Genomic DNA, 18,728 nt, shown 5'->3' on the forward strand with positions numbered 1-18,728 from the left:
ATCTTAAAAGTCAACGGATTACCAGCCCTCGTCTGCCCAATTCTACAACCTCTAAGTTAGACATTTTTCTGTTATCGAGAGAAAATTTCAATAAAGTTTTTACTTTATGAAAGCCCTCATTTCCGGCTGCTCCCGGATTCATATACAGCATGTTGCTCTTTTTTTCGTCTCGTATAACCCTGAGTATATGCGAGTGCCCACAAACAAAAATATCGGGTATCTGCTCTCTCAGTTTTTTCTTTATGGCCGGGTTATAACCAGGTGGTGCTCCGCCTATGTGAGTCATCCAGATACGGTAGCCCTCTAACTCAAAAAACTGGTGTTCGGGCAATTGCCATTGTATTTCTTTTGAGTCAATATTGCCAAATACAAAGCGGGTTGGTTTAAACGCCTGCAATTGTTCAATAATTGACACAGAACCCACATCGCCAGCATGCCATATTTCGTCACAGGTTTTGAAATGTTCAAAAACCTGTTTGTCCAGATACCCATGGGTATCCGAAATAAGTCCGACAGTAGTCATAAGAACGTTAATTTGAAAATGAGGGCCGGCTTTGCAGTTCTTTCAGCTTAATGTATTTCAGACTTGCATAAACAGCCTGTGTAAGCGACCAAACCAGCCCTGCATAACCATTAAGGAAATTAAGTCTGATAAAATACTCAACAAAAAAACTTACCGGAAATTTAGTAACTACTTTTAATGTTGAGGCACGCTTACCTTTTTTGTAGAGTTCAAAAGCACTTCTGGACGAATAGTCGTTCATTTTCTGAAAAAACTCGGCTACATCAGAGAAACTGTAGTGCAACATACTGTTTTTCAATGTCAATGTTTTGCCATCCAGCACCACATCTTCGTGCACATCATTTGTATTATAATTCCCGTAGCGCTTATTAAATATCCGAAGGGTAGCTAATTTAGATTCGCGGCCATATTTTAACTCCTTGCCCAGGAAGATAAGTATGCGAGGCACCTTAAAACCCTGATACCCGGTATTGGATTCAAGGCTGGCGTCAATCTCATTTTTTAGTTCCTGAGTTACCACTTCATCCGAATCTACCACAAATACCCAGTCATTAATTGCCTGCTCAACAGCAAAGCGTTTCTGATTACCAAAACCGTTAAATGCTTTGTAAAAAACGCGGCATCCAAATTCTTTTGCAATTTCAAGCGTTCCGTCTGTGCTGCCGCTGTCAACAATTACTATTTCGTTTGCCCATCCGGCTACGGCCTCCAGAACCTGTCTGATTGTGCGGGTACTATTGTAGGTAAGTATAACTACCGAAAGATTCATGCGGATAAGCTTTTAATTTCAAAAGTAATATTGTTTGCAGTTTTAACATTGTAATTTTGCAAAAAATTCAGGATTAATGATTGAAACCCACGCACATATTTACGATGAGCAGTTTGAGCCAGACCGTTCCCAAATGCTTGAAAGAGCCCTGGCAACAGGCATTAAACAAATCTGGATGCCTAACTGCAACCATGAGACCATAGACGGCATGCTGACCTTGGAGCAACAGTACCCCGGGCTATGTGTACCCATGATGGGCGTTCACCCGTGTTATATAAAAGAAGACTACGAACAAGAACTGAACAATACTGAACAATGGCTGGCCCGAAGAAAGTTTGCCATGATTGGCGAAATAGGCATTGATTTCTACTGGGACTTAACATTTGTACCACAACAGGAAGAAGCATTTATTGCCCAGCTGCGCCTGGCTCAGAAATATAGTTTACCTATTTGCATCCATTCGCGTAATTCGAAAAATGGAGAGCTGAATGCCATTGTGCGTTGTATTGAACTGATTGAGCAATTCGGGTGGAGCGATTTGAGAGGAATTTTTCATTGTTTCTCTGGGAATCTGGATGAAGCCCGAAGAGTTGTTAGTCTAAACTTTTTGTTAGGCATAGGCGGCGTTGCCACCTTTAAAAACGGAGGGATAGACAAAGTGTTGCCACACATAGGACTGGAGCATCTGGTACTGGAAACAGACTCGCCCTATCTTGCCCCTGTGCCGCACAGAGGCAAAAGAAACGAAGTGGCCTACCTGGCGTTGGTGGCCCAACGGATTGCTGAACTGAAGCAATTATCGTATGAAGATGTGGTTCATCAGACAACTGCCAATGCAATGAATTTAATAGAGAGTATTACACCAGAGCTTTGAACCTGAAACTTATTTTAACAGGATTACTTTTTGCCGCTTTGTGGGCTTCTGCCTCTGCCGCTGCCAAGCTTGGTCTCCGTTCGGCTGAGCCACTGGTGCTTTTTCAGGTTCGGTTTCTTGCCGCCGGCATTATAATGCTGGCTTACTCGTTTGTGGTGCAAAAAGACAGGCTACCCAAGGGTAAAGAATGGCGTGAGTTAACCATCTTCGGCTCGCTGAACGTAACACTTTACCTGAGTTTTTTTGTGCTAGGCATTAAAGAAGTAGCTGCGGGTTTAGGCAGTTTGGCTACGGCAACCAATCCGTTGTTTATCAGTATTCTTTCGGCGTTCTGGATTGGCCGGCAGGTAAAATGGGCCGAATGGACGGCCGTACTTATGGGGCTGGCAGGGGTGGCAGTGGCTACTTATCCCCTGTTTCAGGAAAGCTACGCTTCTCCTCTAGGCTTGTTTTATCTGTTTCTGAGTATGCTCTCTTACTCTGTTGGCACTATTTATTATTCAAACATAGACTGGAAACTTTCTAGGACAGCCATTAATGGCTGGCAGGTATTTATAGGGGGTGTTATCATGCTGCCACTCACTGTTTTAATGCACAAAGAGCCAAACCATTATGACCTCAACTTTACTTTGTCGGTTCTTTGGCTCACCTTGCCGGTTTCTGTATTGGCAGTGCAACTATGGCTTTATCTACTTAAAGCAGATGCGGTAAAAGCATCTATGTTTTTGTTTCTCTGCCCTATTTTCGGCTTTATTTATTCTTACTTTCTTCTGAACGAGCCCATCACCTATCATACCTTTTTGGGTACAGCCCTTGTAATAGCCGGTTTATACATTGGGCAGAGAGAAAAAACTAAATAAGGTTATTCACTAAACTTGTGCTATTTACAATAGCCTAGCTCTTCGCCTAATATCTCAAATGACCACCTTCTTTTGTCAATCAGGTAATTATTCTGTTTGTATGGCCAGTTTACACCGCCATCGGTACTGGCGCGCAGATCATAACGCTGGCCAATTCTAAGCATGTAAGTTTTGGCAACTCTTACATCTTTTGTAATTGTAGGCATATTAACCCATTGATTTTTGCCGGGTTCGCTAAACTGGGTTTTCATTTGAGACGGGATAGCGTTTTCATCGAGTTTCATGCCCTTTGGGCAGGTGATGTCAAACACAAGCTCTATAGCCTGCGGAACAGGTAAAGAACTCACATCCAGAACAAAGCTTATGTTTTCGCAAATATTTAAACTGCCCGATTCGGCAATTGGTTTCTTGACGTCTCCTCCGTAAATATGATTGTGATTAAATAATCTAAGCCTGGCTTCTTCGGTTTCTTTTGGCAAATAATTGAATTGAAACGCGGCAGTATTGTTTAAGCTGATATAATATCCTGCAAAGGCAATACCTGTTTTGGCATTTACCAACTCGCAATAATAATACAGATCTACGTCTTTAAAATTACTTTTGACGGTAACCGTGGGTCCCTGTTTACAAAGCCAGCGCGGCCAACCGTTTATCCAATAGGCAGCATAACCGATTTCTGCAGTACATTCTAACTTACTCGTGCCTGTATTTCTGTTAATTACTGAACTCCCCTCTACTTTCCAGACACCTGTGTCAGAGTTATAGCTTATTAATGGTATAATATCTCCTGCTTTTATTGCGGCTTTTGTGTCAGGATTTATGGTAGCCGGGTTCAATTCAAATGTAACTGTAATGGGTTTTGAAAACGAGCTGGCTACCTCTTGCGTACCTGAACTTGCCTCTATAACCGCAAAACCTGCCATTGTCGAAAAACTGAAAGCATCTGTTAAGCTACTATTGTTTTTGTCTACCGGGTTACGGGCCAGACCATCTTCTGGCAGATAGGAAGAACCGGAACGGTTATCAAAATGATAAACCACCAAATCGATATCTCCGGCTACGGCTTGCTTCTGCTTGTTCAGAAAAGCTGTGCCCTCTTTTACGGTTACAACTACATTTTCCTGTTTAGTTACGTTCTCTGACTTTAACATTGCTAATTGAGTGGTTGCTCCGTTTTTACCTGCCATTAACTTAAACTGATTAGCAGATACCCCGGCAGGCGGATTTGCCACACTAAAAAAACGAGGGTTAAAGAACTGATTACCGGCATCAGTAAAAGTAAACTCCTTAATTATTTTTGTATAGCCCTCTGCCTCAGCTACTACAGTAAATGAAACCGGTGATTGTGCTGAAGGAGTAACATCAGGACTGACGGCCAGAAAAATAAGGCCCTCCTTATTTATTCTGAAGTTTTTTGTATTCAGGTTGGTTACTATCTTGTCGGCATCTTTACCAGCTATTGTAAGCCTGATGTCTTCAGGGAGTTTTCCGGTAGCGCTTGAAAACCTTATTTCAAGTTTAGACTTCTCAATGGGCTCTTTGAATAGCAACTGAAAGCCATCAAGCGGATTGTCGCAGGCACCCAGAACAAAACATTCAAGAAATATTGCAATCAGCAATCTATATGACATTTTAAGCTTCATAAAACGGCTATAAATGATTTTTTACTTTGGTAGAACTTTTAACCACTAATCATGAAGGCCTATCATCCAATATTTTGCTGTTAAGAAAGCCTTCATACGCCTTGAATCAGTTAAGTCTGTATCTGAGACTAACTGAAAGCATCGGAAAATAACTATAATTTCTAACATTCTTCTCAATAAGGGCAATCTGGCTATCCAGGGTGGTAGACTCAAGAAAACCCTGAAATCCCGCATTTATTTTAGGGCTGCCCATATAAAAACAACCTATATTAAAATTTACGCCTAGTTTCTTCTTTGGTATTGGTTTGCCAAAACCAATACCGGCATAAGGCATTAAATTACTCCATTTAATATCTAAATCTACCTGTCCGAAATCTTCTGAGGCGATTTCGACACCACCCAAAAGAAGCCCCGTTGGCGAAGTAACCCTTACAAAATACTTTTGCCTTACACAATAGCCGAGGCCTGCTCTTAAAAAGAACTTTTCTTTCTTAAACGGGTACCAGCTTAGCATACCGGTTACAACGTTTCGATGTATATCCGGCTGAAAAAATACCGAAGACCCTTCCGGCAATTTCAGATTCAGCTCTCTTGTAAACCTGAAATAACTGAATCCGAGTTCAGCCAGTAAAACAACTTTTGAGGGAATCATTACTGAAAGGTTCGTACCTGCGCCAAGGGTTGAAACATTTAAACCTACAACCGCTTGCCTGAAGGTCTGAACAATTGAAGTATCTTTTTGTGATCCCTGACAACAACAAGGAAGCAAGCCACAAAAAAACAGAAAGGTATTTAGAAGAAAAGTCTTCATGATTACTCACTTATAGTTCAATACAATTAAATCTCTGTAAGCCAATCAGTATAAATATACTTAAAAACTACAAGCGAAAAACAGTCTGTTTTTTCATTAAACCCATAAATCAGAAAAATGCAAGAAGTACCTGTTTAGTTTATATGATTTAATATTAAAAAATTGTTTCCTGGCTTTTGAGGGGCAAAAGCCAAGGCAAAACATTTCTAATGCAACAAAAAAAGCCCGGAAACGAAACATTTCCCGGGCTTTCAATTTTTTTACAATTCTACTTCAATTCATAACTAACCGTAAACAAAAAAACCATAATCAGAATATCCACCATTGGCACCAGGCTTACTTTAAAAGCAAAGTCGTAGTTTCTTTTCACAAATGCTATCCAGGAAACCACCTGGGTGGAAACAATTAAAATGGGTAAAGCAACGAGCGTTCCGAAAATCAACCATGCCGATTGGCTTGTTCCTGCATTGAATACATAGGGCGACATGATGGCGCCAAATGCTGCAGGAATGAGAATCACCAGCATACAAATGTTGGCAATTAAACTGCAAGTTTTCATACGGGTTAGTATTTAAAGGGTAAGAGACTAACCAAATATAAAATATTTTTTGTACAAATGCGAGCTTATTAATAAAAAAAAGCACAAAACCGATGATTTTGTGCTTTATATTGTATTAATGACGAATTATTACTTCGCAATTTCCATACTTACCTCGCGGGCATTAATGGTTTTGCCTTGCATACCGTCTAATACTTTTTTTACATCTTGCTGAGGAACCTCAACAAAACTGAATTTATCATAAATATCAATTTGACCAATGGCACGGCCTGCAATGCGGGCTTCTGACGTAATGGCACCTACAATATGGTTAGGGGCAACGTTATCTTTACGGCCTACACTGATAAACAAGCGAACCATGTCTGTTCTGCCCGAACCACGGCTACCCGGGTCCTGACGTCTGTCACGGGGTTCAAAACGGCGTTCAGTTCCACGTTGCTGGTCTCTTCCGCCAAATTCGCGGCGTCCGGCATCTCTGCTGCCAAAGCTGCCTCTTGCGTCTTTTCTTTCAAATCTTGTGTCCTGAGTCCTTGGTTCACGGTAGCTGTCAGAAAGTTGTGCATCAGAGAATTCGCTTTTTACGGCTCCAACCTGCATGTTAATCAAAGCAGCCATAATTTGTGCATCAGAATAGCCTTCTTCGCTCAATTCGCCTACAATATCTTCATAGAAATTGTCTACTCCGGCAAGAAGCGTTTCTCTTACCTGATCAATGAATTTACGATGACGCGTCTTTACCAATTCATTGAATGTCGGTATTTTTCCTTGTTCAATTTTTACTTTAGTATAATTCTCGATGTCACGCAGACGGTATTTATCACGGCCTGAAATAAGCATAAAGGCTTTACCGGTTTTACCGGCACGACCAGTACGGCCAATGCGGTGCACGTAATACTCAAGGTCTTGCGGCACATCAAAGTTAAAGACTGCATCTACACCAGAAACGTCAATACCACGAGCTGCTACGTCAGTAGCTACCAGTATCGTTGTTACACCCGCGCGGAATTTGCTCATAACCTGAGAACGCACCTGCTGGCGCATGTCTCCATGCAAACCCTCAGCGGCGTAGCCACGTACCTGCAACTCGCTCACGATTTCATCAACTTTAGATTTCGTGTTGGCAAACACAAGCATCAGTTTCAAATCATGCACATCTATCAGGCGGGTCATTACCTCCATTTTAGCTTCTTTACGTACAGCAAAGAAAAACTGTTCAATGTTGGCGTTTGAAACCTCTTTTTTCAATGTTTTAATAATTTCAGGGTCTTTCTGAAAACGCTTGGTTATTGAAAGGATTTCGGGCGACATAGTAGCCGAAAACAACAGGGTTTGTCTTTCAGTCGGAGAAAAAGACAAGATTTTTTCAATATCTTCACGGAAACCCATATTAAGCATTTCATCGGCTTCATCAAGAATTGCCAGCTTAATATCGCTCAACACAAGTGTTTTGCGTTCAATGTGGTCCATAATACGGCCAGGCGTACCTACCACAATCTGAGAACCTTTTTTCAAGGCAAGGAATTGGCGCTCGTATGACTCACCACCATAAATCGCAGCTACGTTCAAGCCTTTTTTGTACTTGGCCAGTTTTTGAATCTGCTCTTTTACCTGCAGTGCCAACTCACGCGTAGGGCACATAATTAAAACCTGTGTGCTTCTGTCTGTTTCGTCAACTGCTTCTATGGCCGGTATACCAAAGGCAGCAGTTTTACCTGTACCTGTTTGCGCCTGGCCAATTACGTCGCCACCACGCATTACAACCGGAATAGCTGCTGACTGGATAGGGGTAGCGTACTCAAAACCTAATTCTTCAATCGCACGAAGAACATACTCCGAAAGCGGAAGCTCGGAAAATTTTACTGATTCCATTAAGGATAAAATGTTTTTTAAGTCGGAACCTACACTGCCGTTCTCACGCAAAACCGTGAATTGCCCCGAATGCCGAAAAATAATAAAGCGAACGATGAGAACCATCCGTTGCCTGCTCTGAAAGGAATTTGAAAGAAAGAGAAACTCTTTGTGTCGAAATTATATTTACGCAGAGGCCCAATCGGATGTGCCTTTTATAAAACTTTTGCAAAACTAATACTAACCATCCTATTTTGCAAGCATTGAGCCAAAATAATTGTATTTTTTCTAGAATAGTGACTTTCACCCCGCCTGAAAATCACTATTCCAATATCTAATATTATTAATCTAATTAATTGAGTTTTGTTATGGCCTGATAAACCAGCACTTTGAATTTATCTCCTAAATCGGCATAGCTGTTGGGTACCTTCTGTGTCATGATTAACCCGATAATCCCTTCCTTAGGGTCTACCCAATATGTAGTGCCATAATACCCGCCCCAATCATAAGTACCCACCGATGGCGGAACCCTGGCGGCCTCTTTTTCAGTAGTTATGGCAAAGCCCAGACCAAATTTCTTGTAACCCAGATTAATATCACCTATCTGGTTCTGGGTCATCATTCTCACAGTAACCGGGCTCAATAGTTGTTTGCCGTTATACTTACCCCCATTAAGTACCATCTGCAGAAAAACTGCGTAGTCAGTAACGGTAGATACCAGCCCACCGCCTCCGGAATGATATGTACCCTTAGCTTTTGAATACTCGCCTACATTGGCAGGCGCTTTTATTACTTTTTTCTCTTTGTTTTCGGTATTCAATGTGGCAAGCCTGTTAAATTTTGACTCAGGCAAATAAAAATAGGTGTCGTTCATTCCCAGCGGTTTGAATATCCGCATACGCAGAAATTCATCAAAACTTACGCCAGAAACCACTTCTACCAGATACCCCAGCACATCTGTATTAAGTCCGTACGTAAATTTTTCGCCCGGGTTGTGTGCCAAAGGAAGCTTTGCCAACCTGTTGATAGCATCTTCCAGGGTATTAAACGGGGTATCAACACCGCTTGGGATATTATTTTTAGCATAGATTGCCACAGCTTCTTTTGAGCCTATCATCGGATACCCGATGCCAGAGGTATGTGTCAATAAATCACGTATAGTAATTTCTCTCCTGGCAGGTGTTGTGGTATAGCTACTGTCTTTTTCATTGAACTTATCAAGTACAACCGGATTTTTGAACGACGGTATATATTTAGAGATGGGGTCATCGAGCAAGAACTTACCTTCTTCAAACAACATCATTACCGCTACGCTGGTAATTGCCTTGGTCTGGGAGGCAATACGGAAAATTGCATTTTTGTCCATTGCTTTTTTGGTGCTGATGTCGTCATATCCATAGGCTTTATGATAAACGGTTTTACCGTTACGCGCTACCAGTACCACAACACCGGCCATGTAAGACTTAGCTACATACTCGTTAATCACTTTGTCCATGCGCTGTAATCGGACAGTACTCATGCCCTGGCTTTCTGGTGTACCCGGGGTTAATGCCTGCGAAAAAACGAATTGATTAAACAGCATCAGCAATGCTAAGGAGCAGAAATATTTCATATTGATAGAGGTTTTAAATAGATAATGTTTGTTCATACGCTTAGAAAAACAAATATAAAATTTCCTGCTGATTATTGTGCATCGGTAAGGTTCATTTTACACAGGCATTATATTACAGCAGGCCTGAAATTATTCAGCGAAATTGCCTTACATTTGAGTTATATATGTAAACCGACATGATTCACAAGTCTTTTTTTGAAACCGACCCAAAACGGCGCAAAGTTTTCTTTCAGCAGTGGTTACCCGAGCAGCAGGCAGACGGCATAATAGCTCTTGTACATGGTTTGGGAGAACACAGCGGCCGTTACGAACACGTGGCTGAATTCTTTACGGCGCATAATTACGGTGTAATAGCCGTTGATACATACGGACACGGCCAAACCACCGGCAAAAGAGGCCATGCAGAATCAATGGAAGCATACATGCAGCAAATAGAGCGTTTACTGACGCTGGCCGCTCAAGCTGTACCTCAAAAACCTGTATTTCTTTATGGCCATAGTATGGGCGGAACCCTCGTGCTCAACTATCTGTTCAGGTATCATCCGTCTATTGCGGGTGTCATTGCTACTTCGCCTGCTGTTAGGCCGGGTTTTGCTCCACCCAAATTCCTGCTGGCAATCGGGCGTCTGGCCCGCATGGTAGCGCCTTCATTCACTCAGTCCAATTCACTTGATTTAAACTATCTGTCTCATGACCCCGGTGTTATGGCAGCGTATAAAGCCGACCCACTGGTGCATAATCAGGTTTCGGGTGTGGTAGGCCTTGGACTAATAGAATGGGGCGAATGGCTGTTGGGTAACGCCGGAACTACCCCTGCCCCACTGCTGTTGATACATGGCACCGAAGACAGGCTGACGAGTTTCAGCGCAACCAAAGAACTGGCTTCGAAACTCTCGGGTGATGTTACCTTTAAACGCTATGATAAACTATACCATGAATTGCATAATGAATTTGAAAAATATGACATACTGAACGACCTCTTCAACTGGATAAAAGCTCATTCATAAGTCATTAATTCCTATTAATAGTTGGCATAATTTTTTAACAATTAAACGTACATCAAAAAAACAGGTTAATCTATTTATTCAATAAATGAAACTTTCTATTAGTTGCCAGCTTGATTATGAAACAGAGCAGAACACCCCGCTTATTCTGATGCTTAGGCCACGCAGTGGCTCAGGTCAATGGATAATCAAGGAAGAATACCTGTTGCAGCCCTCTGTTCCTGTAATTGAATATACAGACCTTTATGGCAACCTTTGCCAGAGAATATTTACACCAGATTCTAATTTTACCATTCGCACGTCGGCCATTGTAGAAGTTGCCGATTTTATTGACGTAGATTTTAATGCTAATTATGTTCCGGTGCAGTTATTGCCGGATGAAACACTGATTTATCTTTTGCCAAGCCGCTATTGCGAGTCAGACAAAATGGGGCAAATGGCTGCATCAATTGTGCAAAATCAGGTAACCGGATACCAGCAGGCAGAGGCTATCAGACAATGGATAAACGAAAACATCAGGTATGAATATGGCCATAGCAATGCCTCTACCTCTGCCCAAAATACTGCCGAAACCCGCATAGGGGTTTGCAGAGACTTCTCTCATCTGGGCATTGCGCTTTGCCGCAGCCTGAATATCCCGGCGCGCCTGGTGGTAGGCTATTTATATGAGCTTAAACCAATGGACCTGCATGCCTGGTTTGAGGCTTACCTGGGGGGCAGGTGGTACACATTTGATGCCACACAAACCCAACCAAGAGGCAAAAGAGTGGTGTTAGCCTATGGCCGTGATGCCGCCGATGTAGCCATGGCCACACAGTTTGGCAGCATGGAACTAACCCAGATGCAGGTATCGGTAGCGCCTGCCTGAGAATTTGATTTTTAAACACCCATTAAATGTCTCAATTTAATATTTACAGTTCATCGGCGGGTTCCGGAAAAACCTTTACGCTCACCAAAGAATATCTTAAACTGGTGCTGAAAACCGAACGCCCGTTCTATTTTAAGCAGATATTAGCCATTACTTTTACGAACGATGCTGCAACAGAAATGAAAGACCGTATTCTGGATGCACTGAAAGAAATAGGCAATGAAGAACGATTGGCTGAGGGTGCCAGATACTGGCCGATGTTCAGAATGATTGTAGAAGAGACCGGCTTGCCTGAAGACGTAATACAAAAAAGAGCCAATACTGTTTTCAGGAATATTATTCAGGAATATTCTGATTTTGCCGTGAAAACCATCGATAGTTTCGTCAACCAACTGGTAAATGCCTTTACTGAAGAATTAGGCCTGCCCTACAACTACGAAATTGTACTGGATACCGACCGGGTAATGACCGAAGCAGCTGAACGCCTGATTGAAAAAGCAGGAAATGAAGAACACAGAGAGATTAGTGCGATTCTGGAAAACTTCATAAAAGATAAAGTTGGTGACGGGCAAAGCTGGAACTTTGTAACAGACGAGCTGGCCAAATTCGGCAATCACCTCATTAATGACCAGTATTACCCTCTACTGGTAAAACTGGACAGACTTGAAAGCGCCGATTTCAACGAAATTTCAACTAATATTCATAATTATCTGAAATGGTTTGAGGACACCATCAGAGAATTGGCAATCAAGGCTATCCAACTGATAGAAGCACAGGGACTTTCTGTTGACGATTTTACACAGAAAGGTAAAGGCATAGGCGGATATTTTTATAATATGCGCGACGACTTTACCAATGAATATTATACCAAAAAAGAAGGGTCACCCAATAGTTATCATTGGGCTGCTGTAAGAGACGACAAATGGTATAGCGCCAAAGGCACCCCCAAACCCACCCAGGCGGCTATAGACAGCATCAAAGAAGATTTGAGAAGCATCTTCTTCGAAATGCAGGACTTCAAAGATAATCATCTGAAAAAATACACGCTTTACAGCGTGCTTCGCCCCAATCTCAGAAAGCTGTCGCTTCTGAAAAAAATGAAAGATGAGTTTGACGAGGTTCTAACCGAGAAAAATCAGGTTTTTATAGCCGAGTTTAACCGGAAGATTCTAAGCATCATTCTATCAGAGCCTGTTCCTTTCATTTATGAGCGCATTGGTGAAAAATACCTGCACCTGCTGATTGACGAGTTTCAGGATACCTCAGATATGCAGTTCTACAACCTGCTGCCACTTATTGAAAACTCATTGGCAGGCAATCATTTTAATTTGGTGGTGGGCGACGCCAAGCAGGCTATTTATCGCTGGCGTGGTGGTAAGATGGAACTGATTGTGCATTTGTTTAAAGGCAATATAAACGCATTGTTGCAAAATTCGCTGATACAGAAACATCAGGCTGAACAATTTATGTCTATTGGTAATTTCCTTACGCCTAAAGCGCTTAACACTAATTTCAGAAGCGCACAGGAAGTAATTGATTTCAATAACCGATTTTTTGAAGCATCGCTTGATAGATACTCAGCCGAGTTTCAGTTTTTACCCAGTGTGTATGAAGATTTCAGACAAGAAAAACCCACAAGCTCGCCAACCGGCGGGCATATACAAATTGAATTTCTTGATTACGACAAAGAAGGAGCAGTTATGCTTAACCGGGTGCTTGGGTTGGTTGAGCAGGTACAACAGCAAGGGTATAACGTGGGTGATATAGCCATCTTATGCCGCCGTAACCGTGAGTCATCTGCTGTGGCAGACTTTCTGACACAAGCCGGGTACCCGATTATCTCGCGTGACTCGCTTCTGCTTAAAAATTCACCCTATGTGCGTTTACTGATTGCATTGATGAGGGTAATCAATCAGCCCAATAATCGACTGGCAAAATCTGAAGCAGCGTATTTGTTTTACCAGACTATTCTGAACCAGATGCCAGACAACGAAGCCACTTCTGAAATAAAGAACCTGGCTGAAACCAGCAACTCTACGGCCTTTTATGAAATCTTCAGCCGTTACGGTTATAAGCTCGACCCCGCTAATATGATAAAAGCCGGAATCTATGAGCTTACAGAAAAGATTATTGATGCTTTTGATTTATTCAACCGTTCGCATCAGAAAAACTACCTGTTCAGGTTTTTAGATGTGGTGCTAAACTACAGCCTGAAAGAAAGCAACCACTTGCAGGATTTTCTGGTTTACTGGCAGGACAAAAAAGATAGTTCAGTGCTGTCTGTTAAATCACCGGCCGAAGAAAATGCCATTACCATCACAACCATTCACCGCTCCAAAGGGCTGGAATATCCGGTTGTAATTATCCCCTATGCGCAATGGTCCATGCGCCCGCAAAATCAGGCAGAGATATGGGCCGACTTAGAAACCCTTGAATACGAAGAACTATGGCATAAATCAGAGACACAAAACGTAAAACTGATGTCGGCACCTGTTAAATTCAGCGAAAAACTAAAAATGACTGAACTGACAGAACAATATAATCAGGAGATGCAGGCCACTTTTCTTGAAAACCTGAATATGCTGTATGTAGCTTTTACCCGAGCGGCACATCAGTTATACGTTATCTCTCAGAAAAACTTTCAGGGGAAAATACAGGGTGTCGGAGAACTCGTAAAAGATTTTTTACAGGTAGAAGGTGTATTTGATGCCGATTTGAACTTCTATGAAATCAACAAAGGTACTTTTATAAAAAAGCATGATAAAAAGCCTGCCGACAATAACACATTAGTACTGAAAAAAATAATCAGCGAAGACCGTAGCGACAGGCTCCGGTTAAGGCGGTTATCAGAAAAGATTTTTGATACCGAAACACTTGACAAAACCAAAGACAAACACAATAAGGTGCGGTCTGCACTTGCCAAAATAAAAAGCAAAAGTGATATACCCAATGCGCTAAGAGAGTTAGCTTTTGAAGGGGTTATCAGCCTCAATGAATACAATTCGATTGAGAGTTCTCTTCATAAAATAATGAATTTACCGCTGTTGGCGCCTCTTTTTGAAGAGGGATTAACAGTTGAAAACGAAAGAGAAATTTTATTACCCAATGGTGAAATAAAACGTGCCGACCGTGTGGTTTTTATAGATAATAAAGTATTTGTTATCAGTTATAAAACCTACGGCAGCCATGAGCCCGCCAGAATAGAGAAAGACAGCAGGGATATCAGCTATTTAGGCAGATTATATCAGCAAATGGGTTATCTTAACCCAAGCCTGCTGTTAGTATATCTCGAGTCGGCAGAGGTATTACCGGTACCATTCTGATGGCAGATACCTGCCGGCAAATACGGAAAATCAGGCACCAAACAGGTTTTTGTTTATAAATTCATTTCTGAATTTTCCTTCCGGGTCATAATGTGCCATTAGTTTTTTAAAGTCTTCCAGCCTGGCAATGCGCGATTGTAAGACTTCAGGATATAAAGTAAACAATTTGCCCCAGTGCGGCCTTGGGTTAAAAGGTGCCAGTTGTTGCTCTATTAAGGGTAAAAGACCCATAACGGTCTCTATTTCCTGTTTCCATGTAAAATGGAAAATAGCACAAGCCTGGTTATAACCCGGGCTTAGCCACAAATTGTCAGCGGCCATGGTACGAATCTCAGAAATAAATAAGTGCGGTGTTATTTGTTCATGCAGTTTTTCAATAGCCATCATGGCCTCATAACCATACTGTAGAGGTACAAAGTATTCGGCCTGCAGTTCTTTTCCACTGCTGGGTGTAAAACCCATTCTGAAATGAGGCATGCGCTCATACCAGGGGCCCTTTACCCCCATTTGTTCAGTGCAATTTTCAGCAGAAAGGTCTTCCAGAGGGTGTATATTTTTTACAGATGCCCTGGCACCATAAAATTCGGGTTCAATTTTTACATCATCATGTGCTTCGCAACGGCTTTTAATCCAAACCTGATTAATGTTTTTGTTGCGCCAGTCGGTAAAAAGGCTAACGCTGTATCCGCTCGCCATAATGGTCTCAAAATTTTTTTCCAGCACGGCCATAGGCAGGTTTTTGTAAACCAATTGTTTCATGCTGAAAGCAGGCTGCAATTGCAATGTAAGTTTGGTTACTACCCCCAATGCCCCTAAATTTACAATGGCGCCATTAAAAGCCTCATCTGTTTCTTTTGAAAGATTAACTACTTTTCCACGTCCGTCAATAAATTCTATGCCTATAACAGACGTAGCCAGGTTACCGTTATTCAAACCAGATCCATGTGTTGCCGTTGCACAGGCACCTGCTACTGAAATATGTGGCAAAGAGGCCAAATTAAATAAAGCAAATCCGTTGTCATCAAGGTATTTACACAAGTCGCCATATTTTATTCCGCCCTCAACGGTTACGGTTGCATCTGCCTTATCTAAAGCCAGTATTTTGTTCAGCCCTGCTGAAGACACCTGATTTTCGTCACTATCAGCAATCGCATTAAAAGAATGCCTCGACCCCAAAACTCTCAGGCTCTTTTGGATTTTTACAACTTTCTGCACTTCTTTTATAGTAGCAGGGTTGTGCAGGTTATCGGCGCTGTAAGTTAAATTACCTGCCCAGTTGGTTCTGGCGTCGGCGTCCCGGCAGGCACTTAATTGTGTAATAACACTACCTGCTACCAGAGCCGAAGAGGTTTTCAGAAAGGTTCTTTTGTTCATAAATAAGGGTATTGTACCGGCTAAATAAGCATTACAGACTTTAGGTGAAAGTTACCTAATTGCTTGGCAAATACAAACAGAAACCGCCGATAATTAATATAGTAAGCACCATGGTCTAATGATTAAATTATCAGTTTTTGCACACACCAACAAGCCAGCCCACCGTTTGTCGGCCATTGCGACGCTCAACCATAAACAGCAGGCATACTTTTTATTAAATTTCAGTAAAGAACCTTGCATATTTTTATGTAAGTATCAAATAATCAGTACATTTGTTTAGTCCTCACTTACAATTACTTGTTTTATGAGAAAGTCCATCGTCTACTGCAGTATTATCATATCCATGTTTGGTTGCCGGTCAGAAAACTCAGACAATCAATTGGCCGATAGTTCTATTGCTTACCCTGATAGCGTAACTATTGCCAGACCTATGGCAGATACCTTATGTTTTGAAGAAATAGTTGGAAAAGACGTAACAACCGTGAGGCTGATTATTGATGGCAATAGCGTAAACGGAAACATGGAGTGGCTACCCTGGGAAAAAGACCGCGCCAGAGGCACCTTAAAAGGCCAGAAAAATGGCAACGAAATAATTGCCGACTATGACTACATGATTGAAGGCATAAACCAGTTAGAAGAGAAAATTTTTGTTATTGATAGCGACACACTACTCATAAAAAGCGGAGAACTGGAGGAGAAAAATGGCAAACTGGTAATGAAAGACCCAACCAAAGCCAGAATTGGCCAAACACTTACTAAAAAAGCCTGTCAATAAAAAAGGGGTTGTTAAACCCCTGTAAATATCATCCAAACAAATCACTGCTCAGGTAGCGGTCGCCTCTGTCGCAACAAATAAATACAATCGTGCCGTTATCCAGTTCATTAGCCAGCTTTATAGCCGCTGAAGCTGCGCCGCCACTACTCATGCCTGCAAAAATCCCTTCGGTTTTGGCTAGTTTTCGGGCCATATCAGTTGCTTCGGCTTCCGATATATCCATGACTCTGTCAACACGTTTAGGGTCAAATATTTTGGGCAGATAGGCCGCAGGCCATCTTCTGATACCCGGTATCGAAGAGTTTTCAGTAGGCTGGCAGCCCACAATCTGAATATCGGGGTTTACTTCTTTCAAGAACATTGAAGTACCCATTATAGTACCCGTAGTACCCATAGAACTCACAAAATGGGTAATTGTCTGCTCGGTGTCGCGCCATATTTCGGGCCCTGTGGTTTTGTAATGCGCCAGATAATTGTCTGGGTTTGCAAACTGATTCAGCATCAGATACTGCCCCGAAGCAGCCTGGCTCTCGGCGTAGTCGCGGCATTTTTCTATATTTTCAAGCAAAACCACTTTGGCGCCAAAGGCCTCCATAGTCAAGGTTCGCTCACGGGTAGAATTAGAAGGCATCACCAGTTCAATCTCCAGGTCATACAACCGGGCTATCATGGCCAGCGCAATTCCGGTATTACCACTGGTAGCTTCAATCAATTTCATACCCGGTTTAATATCGCCTCTTTCTACTGCACTTCTAATCATGTTTAAAGCAGGCCTGTCTTTTACGCTACCTGCCGGGTTGTTACCCTCAAGCTTGCCGTAAATCTTTACATTTGGGTTAGGGTTCAGTTTTTTTAATTCTACTAATGGGGTATTCCCTACCAGGTCTATAATGCTTGCCATTTCAAAAACTTTTGTGTGCAGGTATGTTGTACTTTTTGATTTTAATGTAGCTATACTTAAACTGTTTCGCGTTCTACTACCCTTATTTCAGGTTTATGATACACGGTTGAGTAAGCAGGCACCGTTTTGGTAAGCCATACGTTACCGCCTATAATTGAATGTTTGCCTATAACGGTGCTTCCGCCCAGAATAGTGGCCCCTGAGTAAATAACCACGTGGTCTTCAACCGTAGGGTGCCGCTTGGTGTTAATCATTGATTTATCGACACTCAATGCGCCCAAAGTAACACCCTGATACAACTTTACATGCTTGCCGATGATACTTGTTTCGCCTATAACCACACCCGTACCATGGTCTATAAAGAAATGCGCATCAATCCGGGCACCCGGATGAATATCAATCCCGGTCTTCGAGTGCGCATATTCTGTCAGTATTCGTGGCAAAAGTGGTATGTCCAATAAATACAACTGATGCGCCAGTCTGTAAAAAGAAATAGCATAAAAGCCCGGATAGGCACGCACTACTTCAAACTCGCTTTTGGCAGCCGGGTCTCCTTCCAGAATAGCCTGAATATCGGTCTTGAGGGTTTCATATATCAGCGGAATACTCTCAAAAAACTGCTGAGCTCTCCATTCAGGATTGCAATCTTTGCATTGATACGTTGACAGCAGAATGTTCCGCAGTTCCAGTTCAAGATTTTTAAATTGTATTTCAATTTCTTCTTCCGACCTGAAATACTCTTTGGTTTGCTCGGGAAAAAGCAGCCGGATTATCCGTAAGGCCCAGGCGGCAATATCCTTGGTTGGCGCTACCGGTTCGGTATTGCGGTGCTTGTCAAATATATGTTGAAGGAAAAACTTGTTCATATACAAGGGTTAAAAACCTGATTGATAGATTTATGAGTAACAGCATAACACCCAAATTATGGCTGCTGTTCCTGATACTAACGAAATTGGCAAAAAAAGCTTGAAAGTAAAAATAGGT

Annotated in this window: 16 protein-coding genes; 6 read left to right on the top strand and 10 right to left on the bottom strand. The window is 42.0% G+C overall.

Features of this window, described 5'->3' with window-relative positions; genetic code table 11:
• Positions 1-10: 10 nt before the first annotated feature.
• Together C0V77_RS05725 and C0V77_RS05730 are read right to left on the bottom strand one after the other, a co-directional pair.
• Complete coding sequence (locus C0V77_RS05725) at positions 11-523, bottom strand: metallophosphoesterase (protein ID WP_101725362.1); 513 nt, start codon at positions 521-523, stop codon at positions 11-13.
• Between the two features lie 7 nt (positions 524-530).
• On the bottom strand, positions 531-1,292 hold the full coding sequence (locus C0V77_RS05730) for a glycosyltransferase family 2 protein (protein WP_101725363.1): 762 nt from the start codon (positions 1,290-1,292) through the stop codon (positions 531-533).
• Positions 1,293-1,368: 76 nt separating this feature from the next.
• On the opposite strand from C0V77_RS05730, the gene C0V77_RS05735 reads away from it, so the two are divergent.
• Positions 1,369-2,166, top strand: a complete 798-nt coding sequence (locus C0V77_RS05735; RefSeq protein WP_101725364.1) for a TatD family hydrolase — start codon at positions 1,369-1,371, stop codon at positions 2,164-2,166.
• A complete protein-coding gene (locus C0V77_RS05740; protein ID WP_101725365.1) occupies positions 2,163-3,026 on the top strand; it encodes a DMT family transporter in 864 nt (287 codons plus the stop codon). The genes C0V77_RS05735 and C0V77_RS05740 overlap by 4 nt, the downstream gene beginning before the upstream one ends.
• A gap of 20 nt (positions 3,027-3,046) precedes the next feature.
• Here the strand turns inward: C0V77_RS05740 and C0V77_RS05745 are convergent, their stop codons facing one another.
• From C0V77_RS05745 to C0V77_RS05765, 5 genes are all read right to left on the bottom strand, one after another.
• Complete coding sequence (locus tag C0V77_RS05745; protein ID WP_158237887.1) at positions 3,047-4,657, bottom strand: hypothetical protein; 1,611 nt, start codon at positions 4,655-4,657, stop codon at positions 3,047-3,049.
• Positions 4,658-4,775: 118 nt separating this feature from the next.
• The gene (locus tag C0V77_RS05750) at positions 4,776-5,480 is read right to left on the bottom strand and encodes a hypothetical protein (RefSeq protein ID WP_101725367.1); all 705 of its coding nucleotides are present in this window, start codon (positions 5,478-5,480) and stop codon (positions 4,776-4,778) included.
• Positions 5,481-5,748: 268 nt separating this feature from the next.
• Positions 5,749-6,039, bottom strand: a complete 291-nt coding sequence (locus C0V77_RS05755; protein ID WP_101725368.1) for a hypothetical protein — start codon at positions 6,037-6,039, stop codon at positions 5,749-5,751.
• A 129-nt stretch (positions 6,040-6,168) separates the two neighbouring features.
• Positions 6,169-7,908 (bottom strand): DEAD/DEAH box helicase, encoded by a 1,740-nt coding sequence (locus C0V77_RS05760; protein WP_101725369.1) that lies wholly within the window; start codon positions 7,906-7,908, stop codon positions 6,169-6,171.
• Between the two features lie 331 nt (positions 7,909-8,239).
• On the bottom strand, positions 8,240-9,499 hold the full coding sequence (locus C0V77_RS05765; RefSeq protein ID WP_101725509.1) for a serine hydrolase: 1,260 nt from the start codon (positions 9,497-9,499) through the stop codon (positions 8,240-8,242).
• A gap of 176 nt (positions 9,500-9,675) precedes the next feature.
• Between C0V77_RS05765 and C0V77_RS05770 the strand changes: the two genes are divergently transcribed.
• From C0V77_RS05770 to C0V77_RS05780, 3 genes are all read left to right on the top strand, one after another.
• Positions 9,676-10,506 carry an alpha/beta hydrolase gene (locus tag C0V77_RS05770; protein ID WP_101725370.1) on the top strand — a complete coding sequence of 277 codons (831 nt, stop codon included), beginning with the start codon at positions 9,676-9,678 and terminating at the stop codon, positions 10,504-10,506.
• Between the two features lie 85 nt (positions 10,507-10,591).
• Positions 10,592-11,371 (top strand): transglutaminase family protein, encoded by a 780-nt coding sequence (locus C0V77_RS05775; RefSeq protein WP_101725371.1) that lies wholly within the window; start codon positions 10,592-10,594, stop codon positions 11,369-11,371.
• 26 nt (positions 11,372-11,397) lie between these two features.
• Positions 11,398-14,694 carry an exodeoxyribonuclease V subunit beta gene (locus C0V77_RS05780; RefSeq protein WP_101725372.1) on the top strand — a complete coding sequence of 1,099 codons (3,297 nt, stop codon included), beginning with the start codon at positions 11,398-11,400 and terminating at the stop codon, positions 14,692-14,694.
• Between the two features lie 30 nt (positions 14,695-14,724).
• Here the strand turns inward: C0V77_RS05780 and C0V77_RS05785 are convergent, their stop codons facing one another.
• Complete coding sequence (locus C0V77_RS05785; RefSeq protein ID WP_101725373.1) at positions 14,725-16,068, bottom strand: FAD-binding protein; 1,344 nt, start codon at positions 16,066-16,068, stop codon at positions 14,725-14,727.
• A gap of 304 nt (positions 16,069-16,372) precedes the next feature.
• Between C0V77_RS05785 and C0V77_RS05790 the strand changes: the two genes are divergently transcribed.
• Positions 16,373-16,843 carry a hypothetical protein gene (locus C0V77_RS05790; protein ID WP_143706014.1) on the top strand — a complete coding sequence of 157 codons (471 nt, stop codon included), beginning with the start codon at positions 16,373-16,375 and terminating at the stop codon, positions 16,841-16,843.
• A gap of 28 nt (positions 16,844-16,871) precedes the next feature.
• On the opposite strand, the gene cysM is transcribed toward C0V77_RS05790, so the two are convergent.
• Together cysM and epsC are read right to left on the bottom strand one after the other, a co-directional pair.
• On the bottom strand, positions 16,872-17,744 hold the full coding sequence (gene cysM, locus C0V77_RS05795; RefSeq protein ID WP_101725375.1) for a cysteine synthase CysM: 873 nt from the start codon (positions 17,742-17,744) through the stop codon (positions 16,872-16,874).
• Between the two features lie 56 nt (positions 17,745-17,800).
• Positions 17,801-18,610, bottom strand: coding sequence for a serine O-acetyltransferase EpsC (gene epsC / locus C0V77_RS05800; protein WP_101725376.1), 810 nt, complete (start codon positions 18,608-18,610; stop codon positions 17,801-17,803).
• Positions 18,611-18,728: the final 118 nt, after the last annotated feature.

Origin of the sequence: Emticicia sp. TH156, from assembly GCF_002855535.1 — a bacterium.
GTDB classification, from domain to species: domain Bacteria; phylum Bacteroidota; class Bacteroidia; order Cytophagales; family Spirosomataceae; genus Emticicia; species Emticicia fluvialis.